Source organism: Methylotenera sp., assembly GCF_029945705.1.
Classification (GTDB): Bacteria; Pseudomonadota; Gammaproteobacteria; order Burkholderiales; family Methylophilaceae; genus Methylotenera.
In genome coordinates, this window is sequence record NZ_JAQSDC010000050.1 from 17,327 (window position 1) to 35,612 (window position 18,286).

General features: G+C 43.2%; 7 protein-coding genes. 3 read left to right on the forward strand and 4 right to left on the reverse strand.

Features of this window, described 5'->3' with window-relative positions; translation table 11 throughout:
* Positions 1-17: 17 nt before the first annotated feature.
* The 3 genes from mfd to PSU78_RS11125 all read left to right on the forward strand — a co-directional run bounded on the left by mfd (position 18) and on the right by PSU78_RS11125 (position 5,212).
* A complete protein-coding gene (mfd, locus tag PSU78_RS11115) occupies positions 18-3,446 on the forward strand; it encodes a transcription-repair coupling factor (protein ID WP_300387973.1) in 3,429 nt (1,142 codons plus the stop codon).
* Between the two features lie 29 nt (positions 3,447-3,475).
* Positions 3,476-4,087, forward strand: coding sequence for a DedA family protein (locus PSU78_RS11120; protein ID WP_300387975.1), 612 nt, complete (start codon positions 3,476-3,478; stop codon positions 4,085-4,087).
* Between the two features lie 195 nt (positions 4,088-4,282).
* Positions 4,283-5,212, forward strand: a complete 930-nt coding sequence (locus tag PSU78_RS11125) for a hypothetical protein (RefSeq protein ID WP_300387977.1) — start codon at positions 4,283-4,285, stop codon at positions 5,210-5,212.
* A gap of 371 nt (positions 5,213-5,583) precedes the next feature.
* Here the strand turns inward: PSU78_RS11125 and PSU78_RS11130 are convergent, their stop codons facing one another.
* The 4 genes from PSU78_RS11130 to PSU78_RS11145 all read right to left on the reverse strand — a co-directional run bounded on the left by PSU78_RS11130 (position 5,584) and on the right by PSU78_RS11145 (position 18,235).
* On the reverse strand, positions 5,584-8,961 hold the full coding sequence (locus PSU78_RS11130) for an exodeoxyribonuclease V subunit beta (protein WP_300387979.1): 3,378 nt from the start codon (positions 8,959-8,961) through the stop codon (positions 5,584-5,586).
* A 47-nt stretch (positions 8,962-9,008) separates the two neighbouring features.
* Positions 9,009-11,756, reverse strand: coding sequence for a PD-(D/E)XK nuclease family protein (locus PSU78_RS11135; RefSeq protein WP_300387981.1), 2,748 nt, complete (start codon positions 11,754-11,756; stop codon positions 9,009-9,011).
* A gap of 187 nt (positions 11,757-11,943) precedes the next feature.
* Complete coding sequence (locus tag PSU78_RS11140) at positions 11,944-15,207, reverse strand: methyl-accepting chemotaxis protein (protein ID WP_300387983.1); 3,264 nt, start codon at positions 15,205-15,207, stop codon at positions 11,944-11,946.
* 52 nt (positions 15,208-15,259) lie between these two features.
* Entirely contained in the window at positions 15,260-18,235 is a 2,976-nt protein-coding gene (locus PSU78_RS11145; protein ID WP_300387985.1) for a methyl-accepting chemotaxis protein, read from the reverse strand.
* Between the last annotated feature and the right edge of the window lie 51 nt (positions 18,236-18,286).

The following is an 18,286-nucleotide window of genomic DNA, read 5'->3' on the forward strand; positions in this document are numbered from 1 at the left end:
TTCCATAAAATTCATTCATGTCGCAGACTTCACTGCTAGTTCCAAAATCAGGTCAATCTAACCGTGTTGAACTCTCAACCAATGGTGAAGATGGGCTAGCTTTAGCCGAATTAGCGCTTAAAATTAAAAGTGCCACGCCTACTAAACCATTAGTGATTATCACCGCCAATGCTTTTGATGCGCAGCGGCTGCTAGAAGAAATTCCGTACTTTGCACCAGCTCTCACGGTTAACTTACTGCCTGATTGGGAAACGCTACCTTACGATCAGTTCTCACCGCATCCTGACTTAATTTCAGATAGACTCACCACGCTTTATCAAATTAGCCAAAATTCATGTGATGTGATTATTGTGCCATTATCGACTGCGCTAACTCGCTTGAGCCCCAAGGCCTATTTAAGTGCTAATACCTTTATGCTTAAAAAAGGTCAGATACTGGATACTGAAGCCTTGCGTCGCCAATGTGCGGAAGCGGGCTACCATCATGTGAGCCAAGTTATTTCGCATGGTGAATTTAGCGTGCGCGGCGGCTTAGTTGATTTATTCCCGATGGGTTCTGCCCTGCCTTACCGTATCGATTTATTTGATAACGAAATTGAAACGATTCGTACGTTTGATGTCGATACCCAGCGCAGTCTTTATCCTGTGCCAGAAATCAGACTGTTACCTGCACGCGAGTTTCCGCTTGATGAAGCGGGCGTTGCGCTATTTCGCGGTCAGTTTAGAGAAGCTTTTGAAGGCGATCCACAACGTGCAAAAATCTATAAAGATGTCAGCAAAGGCATCGCCTCTGGTGGTATTGAATGGTACTTACCTCTATTTTTTGAGCAAACTGCCACCTTCTTAGATTATCTGCCAACTGATTGTGTGCTGTGCTTGCATGGCGATTTAGACCAAAGCGCACAACAGTTTTGGCGCGAAGCGCAATCTCGCTACCGCACATTAGCGCATGATGCGGAACGTCCACTATTAACGCCTGAAACTTTACTGATTAAAACAGAAGATTTCTTTAGTGCCACGCATCCGTTTACACGTATTTTATTACACACCAATAGTAAATCTACTGGCCTGCCTGCGCTGGATATTGAGCGCCGTGCTGAACAACCTTTACACAAACTGCAAAGCTATATTAGCGATTTTTCTGGTCGCATTTTAATTGCTGCAGAAAGCCTAGGTCGCAGAGAAACAATTTCACAGTTATTTGCAGAACATGGCTTGCAACCGACCATGATTGAAACTTGGGCAGACTTTGTTGATTCTAAAGAAAAAGTCATGCTCGGTGTTTCACCGCTGCATCATGGTTTTTGCTTAGAAAGCAAAACTGTTAGCAAATCCATTGCCGTCATTACCGAAGCCGAGCTATATGCCGCTACGGTGCGCCAACAACGGCGTAGAGAAAAAGAAAAGGCGCGCAGTACTGAAGGCATGCTCAAAGACTTATCTGAGCTTCGCATGGATGACCCCGTTGTGCATGAGCAGCACGGAGTTGGGCGATACAAGGGCTTAGTGAATATAGATTTTGGTGAAGGCGAAACCGAGCTTTTACTGCTTGAATACTTTGGTGAAGATAAGCTTTACGTACCAGTGTCACAGCTTTTCTTAATCTCACGTTACTCAGGTGGCCCACCTGAATCAGCACCCTTGCATCGCTTAGGTAGCGGCAACTGGGAAAAAGCTAAGAAAAAAGCACTGAAGCAAATTCGTGATACTGCGGCTGAATTACTTAACTTATACGCACAACGCGCATCACGTCGTGGCCATGCGTTCACATTGAGTCTGCACGATTATGAAACCTTCTGCGAAGGCTTCCCGTTTGAAGAAACACCAGATCAATTAGAAGCGATTGAAAACGTTATCAAAGACATGCAATCTGGTCGCCCGATGGATAGGCTAGTTTGTGGCGATGTAGGCTTTGGTAAAACGGAAGTTGCCTTGCGCGCCGCTTTTGTGGCGGTAATGGGCGGCAGACAGGTGGCTGTGCTGGTGCCAACCACATTATTAGCCGAGCAACATTACAACAATTTTAAAGACCGATTTGCTGAATGGCCGATTAAGATTGCTGAAATATCGCGCTTTAGAACTGCCAAAGAGCAAAAAGAAGCTTTAGCGGGTTTGGAAGCTGGCAGTATCGACATTATTATCGGTACGCATCGTTTGATTCAAAAAGATGTGAAGTTTAAGAACTTAGGCTTAGTCGTATTAGATGAAGAGCACCGTTTTGGTGTGCGTCAAAAAGAACAACTAAAAGCATTACGTGCTGAGGTCGATATACTCACGCTCACCGCCACACCGATTCCACGCACACTCAGCATGGCAATGGAAGGCTTGCGCGAGTTTTCAATTATCACCACGCCGCCGCAAAAGCGTTTGAGCATCAAAACATTCCATACTGATTATTCTGAAGGCATCATTCGCGAAGCCGTCATGCGTGAGTTTAAGCGTGGTGGTCAAGTGTATTTCTTGCACAATGAAGTAGACACTATTCACTCCATGCGTGAAAAACTCGAACGCATTTTGCCTGATGCGCGCATTGCGGTTGCGCACGGCCAATTGCGTGAACGCGAGCTAGAGCATGTGATGCGTGATTTTTATAATCAGCGTTATAACCTGCTGCTTTGCACAACGATTATTGAAACAGGCATTGATGTACCGACCGCCAATACTATCATTTTGAACAAAGCCGATATGTTTGGTTTAGCGCAAATGCACCAGTTACGTGGTCGCGTGGGTCGTTCGCATCACCAAGCTTATGCTTACTTGCTCACAGATCCAGATCGTAAAATTACCGTACAAGCGCAAAAACGCTTAGATGCCATTCAACTGATGGAAGACCTAGGTGCGGGCTTTCACCTTGCCATGCACGATTTAGAAATTCGTGGTGCAGGTGAGTTATTAGGCGATAGCCAAAGTGGTGAAATGCAAGAAATTGGCTTCCATTTGTATTCTGATATGCTCAACCATGCAGTGAAACAGCTTAAAGCGGGTAAAGAACCTGACTTAAATGCACCGCTTGGTGTAACGACTGAAATCAATCTACACACGCCAGCGCTGCTACCCACTAAATATTGCCCCGATGTGCATGAACGCTTAGTTATTTATAAACGCCTCGCTAACTGCGTCAATGACGATGATTTAGACAATATGCAAGAAGAGTTAATCGACCGCTTTGGCTTGCTACCAGAGCAAGGCGAAGCGCTGATTGCCTGCCACAGATTGCGCATTGCTGCTAAAGCAATTGGTATCATTAAAATTGACGCCAGTTCGGAAGCGATTCAGCTACAATTTAACCCCAAAGCCGACATTGATCCAACCAAACTGATTGCTTTATTACAACGTGACCGCCGTTGCCGCATGAATGGCCCTGATAAGTTAAGAGTAACAATAGGTTTAGAAGACCTGAACCTGCGTACTGATTTTGTGAAAACTTTACTAAAAGAATTTATTTAAAAAATTTACATTAGAAAGAAGCTGAAAATATGCTGGAAAAATTTATCGCTATCGTCGCCACATGGATTATGGGCGTCATTTCAACTATGGGCTACGGTGGCGTCATGCTACTCATGGCAATTGAGTCGGCATGTATTCCTTTACCTTCAGAAATCATCATGCCATTTGCTGGATTTTTGGTTTCTAAAGGTGAAATGACACTCCTAGGCATAGCATTAGCAGGCGCGCTTGGCTGTGTAATAGGCTCAATTCCCGCTTACTACGTCGGCATGTTTGGCGGCAGACCGCTAGCCGAGCGCTATGGCAAATATCTTCTAATTAGCAAAAGAGATTTAGACTGGGCAGACAATGCTTTTGCAAAACACGGTCAGTTAATTATTTTTCTGGGTCGTATGCTACCTGGTGTGCGTACTTTTATTGCTTTTCCAGCGGGCGTTGCACGGATGAATATGTCTAAATTCATCATTTACACATTTATAGGCTCGTTCATTTGGTGCTGGTTGCTTGGTTACGCAGGCATGAAAACTGGGGAACACTGGGAAGACTTAAAAGTATATTTCCATGAGTTTCATTACGTGATCTTTGCGGCAGGTTTACTCTTTGTGATTTGGTATGTGCGTCGGCATTTTAAGCAACATTAGAAAAAGTTAGTTTTAAACAAAGCACTCATTAAATGATTTGCGCCCGCACTAGTGATTGATTACTATACGGACAGAGCAAACCTTAACTATAAGATTTAAAAAGAAAAATAATATGCAAAAATCAATATCCACAATGTTATTAAGCGGACGCATGCGTCCGCTTAATAACTGTTAGCCATAAGGGCGAGAAATAGATTGGCAAAACAAATTTCACCTGCTGGAGTTATGGCTTTAAAAGAAGCTCTTTGCTCTGTTTATTGGTATAAATCAGAGTTAAGAGGATTTTTACAATTATGCTTATCAAACCCTTCGATTCTTAATAAATTCAATTGGGAAAATTACAAACGTCAGATTGCATCTGACGTTGTCGATTTTTTGTTTCAAAATCCAGAAAAACATATTGGAGATTTAACAAAAATTTGTTTTGAAATTTGTAAATTGAATGATTTTTCTAATTTAAAACAGCTTGAAGATGGTACTCAAAAGGTTGAAAAAGCCAGAAGCGCTGTTGAAAGGTTAAAGCAACTTGTAGAACCACATCAAGACTTAGCAAAAGAACAAGATGATATAAAAAAACGTCAAAATCAAGCTGCTCAAAAAATTAAGGAAAATAAAGCTGTTCGGGAAAAATTAGACTCTATTAAAAATAAATATATGGCATTGGTTAGTTCAGAAAATGCTCAAAGCAGAGGTTTTGAGTTGGAAAAAACTATGTATGAACTTTTTGATTTATTTGATTTAGACCCCAAAGCATCATTTAAAAATCTAGGTGAACAAATTGATGGTGCATTCTCACTTGAAGGTACGGAATATCTTTTTGAAGCAAAGTGGCAGAAAAATTTGGTCAATAAAGCTGATTTAGCAGTATTCTCCGATAAAGTTAAAACAAAACTTGAAAACACATTAGGGATTTTTCTATCAATTAATGGATTTTCTCAAGATGGTGTATCCGCACATCAGGCTGGTGGCGCGGCTATTATTCTCATGGATGGTGGTGACCTAATGGCTGTTCTCGAAGAAAGAATAGATTTCACTAGCCTACTTTTGAGAAAAAAACGCCATGCTGCTCAGACCGGTGGCATTTATCTAAACTATTATCAAATGGTAGCTACTGGCAATGGCTAACCAATCATTCAAGCGGCACACGCTAAAACGTGCCCCTTAACTCACACATTTATATCCCGTCCTTGTCAGAATAGTTAGGTTTTAAAGATTAAAGTCAACAATCAGCACTCGTGAAACTTCAGTGCACTTTCATCCCCTGCTGCCGCGCCTGAGTTGTTTAGGCTTAATGGGAGGTTTCGGAAAGCGGCTGTTTGAACGAAGTGAGTTTCCGCTTGACGCCCATTAAGGCTAAGCAACTCGGGGAACAAGTGGTAGGGGGTGCTCTTTTCTTTGGTTACTTACTTTTGAGCAAGCAAAAGAAAGTAACTCGCCTAGTGGCGAAATAAACAGTTTGCAAGTCAGCCAGTTTATCAAGCTTTCAAAGCCATCAGCTACAACTCCACCAACTTCCCCACACTTAAAAACAACACCGCCTTTTTAACAGCTAAACCCTCACTGGTAAACAACCCTGCATAACGCTCCAACTGCGGGCGATGCTGTTCTGCCAAAAGACTTAATTCATCCAATGTATTTTTTTCTTCATCCAAAGCCGTCAATTTGTAATCCACAATCCAACGTACACCGCCTTCAACAAAAGTGCGATCAATCACATGATTTTTCACGCCAGCCTCTTCCGTTTGCAATAGACTTAACTCACTAACAGCATCAAAATGATTCTGCAAAACCCACTGCCCCGCTTCACTTGCCAGCGTGTTTTGCAAATCAGTTAATACTTGCGCCGCGCCCTGCTCAGCAAGTTGTTTAGTATGCCCTTGTTGCACCAACCACTTTTGCATGGCTGGCTGACATTGCTGTAAACGTTGACTTGTCCAAGTTTGTAAATCTGTTTTGGCAAACAGCTCCATGTATAAATGCGCGAGTGTGCCGCAGTGTTTTTGAAAATCCATGACACGGGCGCTATCACTTGTGAAATCCTCTAAACTATCAGCTTGCTCACTAATGCGTAGATTTGGCTTCTCCATAACGTTGGAAACGCTTACAAAATACTCACTTGGCAAACGTTGCAATTGCGGTTTAAATTGCGTTATGTCCAGCGTTGATGAAGTACTAGCACTTTGATTAAAAGGAACTGCTTGGGTGAAATCAACCTCCACCGCAGGCCATAAAGCTTGTAATAAGGAGTTTGCCGTAGGTTTAACTTCACCCTCTTTATTAGCTTGCATGCTAGCAATCAAATGTAACTGCCTATGCGCGCGGGTGGCGGCCACGTAAAGCAAACGCACTAACTCATTTTCTGCACGTGTTTTCTCTAGGTTTTTAAGAAAGTCATACACGTCAGCGCCAGTATTATTTTTAGCAACGGCTTTACTCTTTAATGGCGCAACAATTAAATGCAAATGGTTTTCCACCATCACTTCTTGCCACAATACTAATTCATTATCGCTATGCCTAGGTTGTCGGTTTAATGCAGGCAATATCACTGCATCAAACTCTAAGCCTTTAGATTTATGAATCGTTAAAAACTGAACGCTGCCATCGGCTTCTATATCGGGTTTGGCGTAAAGCTTTTTCATGCCTAACTCTAAGGCTGCAATATCAAGATGCCCGCTACGGCCAGTTTTTTCGACCAAATCAAAAAACACTTGCACGTCACGATTATCGCCAGTATCCACCAAGCATTTACCGCCACCAAGTTGTAGCCATGTACTTTCTAACCAACGGCGCAAAGGCATGCGGCCTTGTCCATTAAATGCAGCAGTTAATACGGTATTAACGTGCGCTAAACGCAATTGACCATCGTCACTCAAGCGGCTTAATCTCGCTTTATCCTGCATTAACTGCCAAATGGTCGCACGGTGATTATCCCCAGCCAACGCATGCAAATCTGCTAGCGTTAACCCACACCAAGGAGCACGTAATAAATTGAGCCAATGCGTTCTATCTGCACGATGATGTAGCGCGCAGACCAATGACAACGCATCTTGCACGGTTTGCCGCTCATTCAAGTGCTCTATCTCAACAGCTTGAAACTTTAAGCTTGGATGATTACGTCTAATTTCAGACACCAGTTCTTTTAAATGGCTGCGACTTCTGACTAAAACGGCAATAGTATTGCTGTCACCATTCTCAGCACGAAGTTTGACGATTAAATCCGCCACATAACTGGCTTCAATCTGCTTAAGGTCGGCTTTTGCACTTGCCTCTTCTGCATATTCTAAAATCAACGGATGTAATGTGACGCCCTCGCCTGTCACTTCTGGTCGCGTTGCAGTGAATTTACGGTAACTAATCGCACCTTGATTGATATTATCGTCTGCTGGGAAAACTTGCTTAAAGGCGTGATTAATCCAATCGACCACCGCAGGGTGAGAGCGATTATTACGGCTTAGCTGCAATCGTGTGAGCGGCAAATGACCAATACCAAACTCGCTGGCTTGCAGAAATAAGCTTACATCCGCTTTGCGGAAACGATAGATAGATTGCATAGGATCGCCCACGCAAAATAGCGTGCGCCCATCATCTGGCTGCCAGCCTTCAATGAGCTTTTCTATCAACCGCGTTTGCACTGGGCTGGTATCTTGAAACTCATCAATCAGCAAATGTGAGATTTTATAATCTAGCTTTAACGCTAAATCAGTCGCGCCTTGCTCGTTTTCTAGCGCCAGTTGCGCACTTTGTGCAATGGCAACGAAATCCACCTCGCCTGCCGCTTGAAAGACTATCCACAAATGCCGCTCAGCTAATATCAGTAAGCGAGTGAGTGCTTTAATAATGGCTTGATTCTCGGCAATGTTTGCTAAAGCAGGTAAATCGAGCACGCTGGCAATGACTTGGCTATTTTCTAAGCCATTCACTATTTCAAAATAGGCTTCTTTATAAGTTTTACCTTCATCAGTCGCAGGAAAACCTATATTTTTATTGAGGCTTTTACGAAAGGTACGCTCGGTTTTGGTCACTAGAAAATTTGCAAGTGCTTGCCATTCACTTAAACATTCTGCTTCTGCGATAAGTGGCTGCTGCCATTCACGTAAAGGCGCAATATCAGCATCTGCCTCTAAATTGCCAGCGGCATATCTGGCAAGCGGCATGAGTAAACTTTGCGCTCTAGCAGTTAATGTATCAAGCACATCTTGTAGGCTCTCAGCAATTAAGTGTTGAAGCGCGACCGCTGTATTTTGCGAGACTTCCTCAATATCCTTAGTATGCAAATCTACCGCATGTGGCAGCCATTGGTCACGTCTTGCTAGCATTTTTGCCAACAACTCGGCGAGCTTTTCACTATTGTTATCTAAATAACTTAGGGCAATAGTGACGGTATCATCTAGTTCTGTTTCATGCACAATGTGCGCTATTGCTCTACGTGAGGCTTCTATGTAGTGACTATCCGTATCGTCACTCACGGCAGGTTGACCACCAAACTTACTCAGCAAAGGCATCTGCCGCGTTAGGCTGCTACACAAGGCATCTATGGTTAAAATACGCAGTCTGCTTGGCTGATTAATAATATCCCAGGCTTTAGATTTGGATTGCGTGAGCGCGGCATTTGCTAACTCACGTGTTCTTAATTTGTGAGCGGCGGTTTCTATGGTTTGGTTTTGCGCATTTTCTAAACTGAGCAAAATACGGTTACGCATTTCAGCCGCGGCTTTATTGGTAAAGGTCAGCGCGATAATTTCTTCTGGCTCATTCACTGTCGCCAATAGTTTTAAGTAGCGCTGCGTGAGCAACTCGGTTTTACCTGCACCAGCAGGTGCTTCTACAACAAATGAAGCGAGTTCTAGTGCGCGAACACGATTTAATGTGTCCATTTCATTTAAGTCTAAACTAGTTAAATCAAGAGAATTCAAAGTTGTCACTATGCATTCCCTCCATTTTTCAAAGCCACTTGCATGTTCTCAAATTGCAACAATCGTTCAGGTAAACGCAACAGAGGTTTAACATCGCAGTAAATCAAATCAGCTTCGTTGCTCATGGTCATGTGCGCGACGCCCGTTTTGATTTCTTGTGCAATATTAGTCAAGCTTGTATACCAATGCTCTAGTAAAGCATCCCAATCTGGAAACTCATAAAACGCTGAGCTTTTAGTTACTTTTTCTAAGGCTGTTACTTTTGGTAGCACATCCGGTTCCGCAGACAAGCCGATAAACTTGGTTTCATCACTACGGATTTTGGCAAAACTAACCGCTACCACTTGCTCATACTTTAGCGCCAGCACCACATAAATAGGCAACTGTGGCTCTGTGATGCGGTCTTCTGCCCAACTTGAACTGCTTACAACTGTGCTGGTCTTGTAGTCGATGACGACTAATCCGCCTTCTGCGAGCTTGTCTATACGGTCTATGCTTAAATTAAGTTTTAAACCTTCAACCTCAAGCTCAAACTTCTTCTCGCAGGCATCGACCACAAAATCAGCGCGCTCAAGCTCTAATGTCAGCCATGCTTGCATGAGTTGGCGAAGCCTGTTTCTTTCAATTTGCAAAACTTGGGGAGGAATGTGATAGCTAATTTCAGCACTTAAAGCTTGTACACTTTTTTCGATTGCATCATCAATTTTTTCAATTAACAACGTTTCAGAAAAAGATTTTAGATTGCTCAGCGTTTTGCAATCTTGCCAAAAAAGTTGTAATACCATGTGTAGCAAGCTGCCCCGCGACATGGTATCTAAGCCATCTACAGGCGTTTCTAACTTAGCTGCACCAAGCCGATATTGATAGAACGCCCATGCGGGGCATTTGGCCTGGGTGGCAAATAAATTCACACCACCACGCACGTTTTCATCGGCTAAAACAGTGGGCGCGATAAAGTCATCAAGTAGTTGCAAAGTCGCTGGTTGCGCTAAGCATTCTGCCAGCGTTTGAATGGTATTCGATGTGTAAATCACCTCTTGAATATCTAACAAAGGCGATGGGCGCAATTCGCGCTCATCTTCTTTTGTTGCATATGAAAAAATCACCTCTGGCGCGCATGAGATTAAGCGTTGATGCACCAATGACGCAAACTGGCTCTGCACCGCAGCACTGGCGTTGGGCGTACCGCGACTTCTTTGTAAATCTGCGGGTAATAGCGGGTTAAGTTTTACTGCGGGCGGCCAATGTTGGTCGTTCATATTCAGCGCCCATACCGCATCTAATTGCACCGCTGGCGTTTCTAAAAGCCCTAAAATTTGAATACGAATATCGCCTTTAGCTTCTGCCTGAAACATGGTGGCATTGCAAAGCTCGGTGATTTTTTGCACTGCAACGCTCGCAGAAACATTGCCAAATATGGCATCTAGGCCATTGAGCTCTTTTAAGCACTTCAAAAAAGCTTGCTGAGTTTGAAACTCATGGCTAGTAAGTGAGCGTGTTTTTGCCCAATGCAACTCATCTAGCAATTGCACAAAAGCCGCTACCCACGCAGAAATAACCTGACGTTGCTTGTTCTGCTGATTTTGAAACCGTGAAATTTGCGTTAAGTTTTCAAGCAGCTCGTCCAAAGTTGCGCCGTTGGTTTGCAGCTTACTTGCCTGTTTGATGAGCGATTCTAAGTGATAACTGGCATTCATATTTCTGCGCAAATGCGCATCCAATTGCGCTCTAGCATCCAACTCTTGCTGGTTACCCCAATAGACATCTTGTAAAAGTGGCGTGACTTCATCAAAAATTAAATCTGCTTTGCTAGCCGCCAAACGCAAAAGCTGTAATGCACTATGCACAATTGCGTATTCTGTGAGTGCCAAACCCAATGAAAAATCATAACAACGTGGTGTTTCATATAGGCTGGAATCCAGCGTTTCAGAGTGAAAGGTATCATCGAGTAAATCAGCCAACTCACGACGAATACTACCCAACGCTGGGCTAATAATCGCCAATTGCGCTTTAGGATTTTCTGTCAGCTTTTGCTGTGCCCAAGCCACGGCGGCGCGACATTCGCTATGTGCATCCATAGCGGCTAAGTATTGAACATCAGTTTGAATATGTGTATTGCTTGCCAGCACTTCAATTTTTACACCACAATCTTTTAACAGCTCAAACAAGCGTGCTTCTAATGGCGTAATGCGGTCAAAACCTGCTAACTGAATATGAGTTGGTAATGCTAGTTCACGGATAATTTGTTGTTGAAACTGCGCAAATAGCGCGATTTGTAATGCGGTTAAACGTGCGGACTCGATTGCATTTTGCTTGGTACAAAAATCCTCAAAGGTATGTCGCCAACGCAAAAATTGGCGCGTTTCCTGGGTGATAAAATCGTGGTTAATATCAGCTTCAGCCAGCTCCCAATTGAGCATGAGATTATTCGCCTCAATCGCCGATTTCGCCATCGAACGAATATCAAACAATGCGGCAGCTTCATGCTTGGCTAGACAGCTTTCAATCGACTGCTCCCACAAGTGCGACTCTGCAATAGCACTCAATGTCAGTGCAGGCAAAGCATCGATGGGCAACAATCCCAATAAACTTGCATGGCTTATCAGTTCATCCAGCCACTGTTGTAGCGTATAAGCTTGAGCTGATTGCCACTGCGAAATACCGCTTTCGAGCTGTTGATGTTGGTGCTGAGCAAGTACACCGCGAACAAGGCGTGCAGTTGCACAGATGGTAATGGTATGAGGGGTTAAAGACATGCCGTGATTGTAGCGTTTAGTCGGCAAGCATAGCGGCAAATCTCAATAAATTTCATAAAAAAAGGTCGCGTGAGCGACCTTTTTTAAACTTACCAAACGCATCATAACCCATGCAATTCCTTGTAGGAGCGACGCCCCGTCGCGAAGCTATGGAGCAAATCGCGACGTGGTGTCGCTCCTACAACTGTTAAAACTCTTCCCAATCACCGTCATCCGTACCTGACTTGGCAGCAAGCTTTATAGGTTTAGGTGCTGTTGGTTTACTTTCAACTAGCCTTGGTGCTGGCTTGACCGCTACCGCTTTACTTGCAGCAACGTTACTTGCAGTGCCTCGCATAGGATTGTGCGATACTCGTCGTTCAGCCGGGGCTGTACGTTTAGCTTGGCTTTCACCCTCTAACTGAAACACGCTAACCGCATTCATCAACTCATCAGCTTGCTCCATCATAGATTCAGCTGCAGCGGCCGCCTCTTCTACCAATGCAGTGTTTTGTTGGGTCATGTCGTCCATCTTCATCACGGCTTCATTCACTTGCTCAATGCCAGCACTTTGCTCACTTGAGGCTGCTGCAATTTCACCGATGATGTCTGATACACGTTTAACTGAGCTCACAATTTCATGCATGGTCTTACCTGCATTTTCAACCTGACGCGTGCCTTCGGCCGTTTTGCTCACTGAGTCAGAAATCAGTTCTTTAATCTCTTTAGCAGCGCTAGCAGAGCGTTGCGCTAGGTTGCGCACTTCCCCTGCTACTACTGCAAAACCACGGCCTTGTTCACCAGCCCTAGCTGCTTCTACCGCAGCATTAAGTGCGAGTATGTTTGTTTGAAAAGCAATGCCATCAATGACAGAGATAATATCTTCAATTTTTTTAGCACTACTGTTAATTGAGCTCATGGTAGCGACTACTTCACTCACAACATTTCCACCTTGCATTGCCACACCTGAAGCCGCTGTAGCGAGCTGGTTAGCTTGCTTGGCATTATCCGCATTTTGTTTAACCGTCGATGATAACTCCTCCATACTAGCGGCTGTTTTTTCAAGTGAAGCCGCTTGTTCCTCAGTACGGCGAGATAAATCTGCATTGCCTTGGGCAATTTCTTTAGCAGCAGTGCTGATGGTTTCTACCGCCACTTTGACCGTGCCAATAGGACCAACGATCATTTCCAAGGTTTCATTCACACCTTCTACAATCTTGCGGAAATCACCTTGGTGCGCACTAGCATCTGCGCGAACAGAAACACGTCCATCATTTGCAGCATTAGCTAACATTTGAACATCACCCACTAATGCATTGATAGACTCAATACAAGTGTTTAGATTATCTTTAATATTATTGAAATCACCACTGTAATGTTCTGTAATTCTTTCTGGAATATCTCCACGTGCGATGCTATCTAAGTTAGCGGCAGCCATATTTAAAGGCGTCACAATCGCGTCTAAAGTAGCATTTAACCCTTCAATCACTTTGCGATACTCGCCTAAGTGTTGCGTTGAATCCGCACGTGCAGTTAACACACCTTCTTCGGCAGCTTTAGCCAACATATTGCCATCGGCAACAAGCGCTTTAATAGCAGAGCCACAAGCATTTAAGTTAGTTTTAATGATATTGAAATCACCTTGGTAATCTTTGGTAATTTCCTTTGGAATAATGCCTTTAGATAAGTCATCGACATATTCAGCTGCCATATTTAGCGGGTTAATTACCGCGTCTAGTAACCGGTTCATACCAACACCTGTGTCGCGCAAGAAACCGACTGGTAAAGTTGCCACATCAAGGCGCTCAGCCAAATTACCCGCAACAGTCTTCTCAATCAGTTCAGCCACTTTTTTCTCGGCACCTAGCTCATCTGTTCTGTCTACCCATTGAATCATGCGGCCAAGATAGCGACCCTCTTCATTGTGCACAGGGTTAAACGTTAAATCTAAATGACGGGCGCCAATCACTGTTGATAGCACTTTGGTACTCACAACCGGTGAAACATAATTTGCACGATGCTCTTCATTTTCAATATAGGGTCCAAGCTTGCTGCCTATGAGTTTATCAATTGAAAAATCAGGGTGGCGTTTTAATAAGTCAGGCTCCATTTTTTTCCATAAATCAAAACCTGCATGGTTCATGTAAATAAGCTTGTTAACCTCATCACCCACAGTGACTGGTATGGTTGCGTGATCTAAAGCCGACTTAATTCGATCAATTCCAGCATAAGCCTCTGTATTATCAAAATCAATGCGCGCTTTCAATGCCCGATAAGCATCCATTACCAGCGTTAACTCGTCACGATGTCCAGTACGTATGACTGACTCATGATCAAGACCTTGAGAGCTTGATAGTAGATATGTAACAGCATCACGCACGCGCGGCATAATCGCGTTATACAGCATCCAACCTAGTAAGCCAGACAAACCAAGGCCTATTAGAATGAGCGCAATACTCTGGTTGCGTTTATTCACATAATTGGCTTCAGCGGCAGCATATTCTTCACCCGCCACTTTCAGTTGCAAATTAGTTAACTGACTTATTTTATCGGATAGCGGATCAATCGCTGGATACAGCTCATTAATCGTAAACTCAGCCATCCGCTTAGCATCTTGGCTGCTTAATATAGTTTGCAATGTTGCAGTCACAGCATTTGCTTTAACAAAAAGTGGTTCAGCTTCTGCAACCAACTTCTTCTCGTCCTCAACCAAATAAGTAGAGGTGTAAGCCTTCCAATTTTTATCGACTTGTTTTAAAGCACTATCGACATTTTCCTGACCTTGCGCCCAGCTTAAATTACCATTTCGTACTTTATGTGAAGTATCAACAATATTCACTGCATACATATCAGCAACAACTTTAAGTTGCTGCAAAGGAATGACACGGTCTTGATAAACCGTAGACAGCCTATTATTACTTTCTTCAATACCACTTAAACCATTATAGCCAAGCCCTAAACTACACAAGGCAACTACTATAAAGATAGAGATAATTCTCGATTTCAACTTAAAGTTACGCTTAAAGCTACGATATTTACCTTTGACACTTTCAAGCCAACTCTCACCGTCTTTAAGCACTTGATGATAGTGCATAGCGCCTTCAATCTGCGCACGTGTGACTTTCCTTCTGACTGAAATATACCCAGCTACCTCACCGTTTTCTGCAAAAGGGGAAACCGTTGCTTCTACCCAATAATGATCCCCATTTTTACAGCGATTTTTAACAATACCTATCCAAGGCTTGCCAGATTTCACCGTACGCCACAAATCAGCAAAGGCTTCTGGCGGCATGTCTGGATGTCTAATAACATTATGACTTTGACCGATTAACTCATCCTCTGCAAAGCCACTAATATCTAAAAAATCACGATTAATAAAGGTAATTTTTCCCTTTAAATCAGTTTTTGACACGATTTGACAAGCGTCTTTAAACTCAACCTCACGCTGTGTCACTGGCATATTTATTTTCATTGTAAATCCCTAATTTTCTGGACTATTTAAAATAGCTCTCTTAGCTCAATAATTAAAACTCTTCCCACTCGCTATCGTGTGTTCCTGTTTTAACTGCTCTTACAGCTGGCTCGACTTTAGTACGCATTGTTTGAATGGCACTAATGGTTTTTTTAGAAGCTGTAGCAAAATCACCGCCTAGTAACAACCTAGCAGACTCTTTGTCTTGCTCGTGTACGCTATGCACAATAGCGCCTACTGTTTTATGGAATTCTGCGTGTGAGGTACGTAAGTTTTTGTATTCAGTCATTGAAGAATATTTAGTAGCAGGGCCATGTATCCATTTGCCTAAATCACATTTATCATCACAAGAAACAGCAGCTTCATCAAAGTCTTCATGCGATTGGCCTCCAACAAACTGTACTAAACGCATTTTCCACTTAGCATGGGCATTTTCTGCATCTGTAAAAGAAAATGATTTTTTCTCTTTTGCTGCGTTAGTTGATGTAGTCGTCCTCGCAACGTTAGCTGATGAGCCTTTATGCTTATTACTAGTGCCACTATCTAACTGAAACACACTCACTACCGCCGTCATTTCTTCAGACTGCTCCATGAGAGATTCAGCTGCCGCAGCTGCCTCTTCTACCAATGCGGTATTTTGCTGCGTCACATCATCCATCTTCATAATGGCTTCATTAATTTGCGCAATGCCTGTACTTTGCTCGGTTGATGCCGCGGCAATCTCACCGATAATATCGGTCACACGTTTAACTGAGCTAACAATCTCTTTCATAGTCTCACCAGCCATTTCAACTTGTCTCGTACCTTCTGCCGTTTTGCTCACAGAATCTGAAATAAGCTCTTTAATCTCTTTGGCAGCACCAGCAGAACGCTGCGCCAAGTTGCGCACTTCTGCTGCGACTACCGCAAAGCCGCGACCTTGCTCACCCGCCCTAGCTGCTTCAACTGCAGCATTCAGTGCAAGAATATTTGTTTGGAAAGCGATACCATCAATCACAGAAATAATATCTTCAATCTTTTTAGCACTAGAGTTAATCGCACTCATCGTACTCACTACATCGCCCACGGCATCGCCACCTTTAACGGCCACGCCTGAGGCAGCAATTGCCAACTGATTCGCTTGTTTAGCGTTATCCGCATTTTGTTTAACGGTAGATGAGAGTTGATCCATGCTTGAGGCAGTGCGCTCTAAGCTTGCCGCTTGGTCTTCAGTACGACGTGATAAATCCGCGTTACCTTGCGCAATCTCTTTAGCCGCCGTGTTAATCGCTTCGGCAGATTGTTTAACCGTCACTATTGGTTTAACAATCATCTCTAGCGTTTCATTCATACCAATCACGATTTTGCGATAGTCGCCCAAATGCCTATCTGTATTAGCGCGCACCATCACGCGACCTTCACGTGCGGCATCTGCCAACATTTGCGCATCCTCATTCAATGCTTTCAAATTAGTACGCACCTGCTCAATCGCCTCGTTTACAAAGACTTTTTTACCTGGGAAAGTTTCTAATGGTGCATCAAAATTACCTTCACCAAACTCCTTAACGCAAGCTAATGCTTTTTCAGTAAGTTCTAATTGACCACCAACGATTTTATTCACTGATGCAGCGATTTCGCTAAAACCACCTTTAAACATATGTGCATGCAAACTCATGTCGATATTGCCTTGCTCATGCTCTGCCGTCACCCATTTTACTGAATCCACAATACCTTTGAGTTTGCCGTTCAATCGGTCTAGATTCTTATTGATTTCGGCTTTTTTACCTGGAAATTGTTGCATCTTAACTTCAAAGTCACCATCACCAAGTGCACGTATCAATTGAATCATTTGATTTTTTTCTTGTACATGACCACCAACCATCGTGTTCACACCATGTGCCATTTCTGCATAAGCGCCTTTATACTTATCTTCATCAATGACTACATCCACATCACCAGCATCATGCTCTTTAGACATGTAGTCCATGTCTGCAATAAAGGTTTTAATGTTGCTACGTAATAACTCTACGCCATCGTTAATGAATACACGTTGGCCAGGAAATCGCTCTAATGGCGCTTCAAAATTGCCGTTTGCAAACTCAGAAATACAAGCGGTTACTTTGCGCATTACATCCGCCTGATTACCCGCCATTTCATTGATATTTTCCGCCATGGCTTTATAACTGCCAAGAAATTTATCTGTATTGATAGTGGCTTTGATATTGCCAGCCTTATTTTCAAGTGACATTGCACTTTGCTCTTCAATCACAGCTTTAAGCGTTTGCTGCATGGTGTGCATTGCCTCCATCAAACTCCCAGAGTTACCGCTTTGAATTTCTATGTGACGATTCAAATCCCCTTCGGCAATATTTTTTGCAATGGCAGCCACTTCATCTGGCTCACCACCTAACTGTTTACGTAAGTTGCGGGTAATCATAAAACCAATCATTCCGATGGCTAGTAAAATTAGCGCACCGCTAATTAAAGCAACCTTTTTGGCTGAGTCTTTCACTAGTACAGCTTCGGCGGCCACGCTCTTACCAAGTGCCACTTTATAGTCCATATGCGCTGCAATATTCGCATTAGCGTTTTCTGCAGTCTCGCGAATATCGATATATAACTGGTGTGCAACGTCTTTTTTATTGATTCTTGATGCCGCTAAGATTGGTTCTAAACGTGCATAATATTCTTTCAAACCTGCTTTATCTGCCTCAAGCATTTGTCTTTCTTTATCGTCAGCTAAATAGGTTTCATATCCTTGGAAAAGCACGTCTAATTCACTCTGCAGCTTTTTAATAGCTACTTCAACCTCTGCCATTTTGGCAGCATCTGTAATAATGGTGTGATTTGCCGTGCGAATGCGTAATGTATTGAATTTATATTGCACCTTATTTAGCTCAAGAATACTTGGTGCAATATTCGTATTGGCGTAATTAGCTTCGGCGTAGACCTTTTCCATTTGATGCTGGCTCAAAGCCATACCCCCTATCAATCCAGTCATGGCGATAAAGGTTAGTAACAACATTTTTCTAGTAATAGTAATTTTCATTTTGCTCTCACATTTCGATACAAATATTTAGGTAATAAAACTTATCTACAG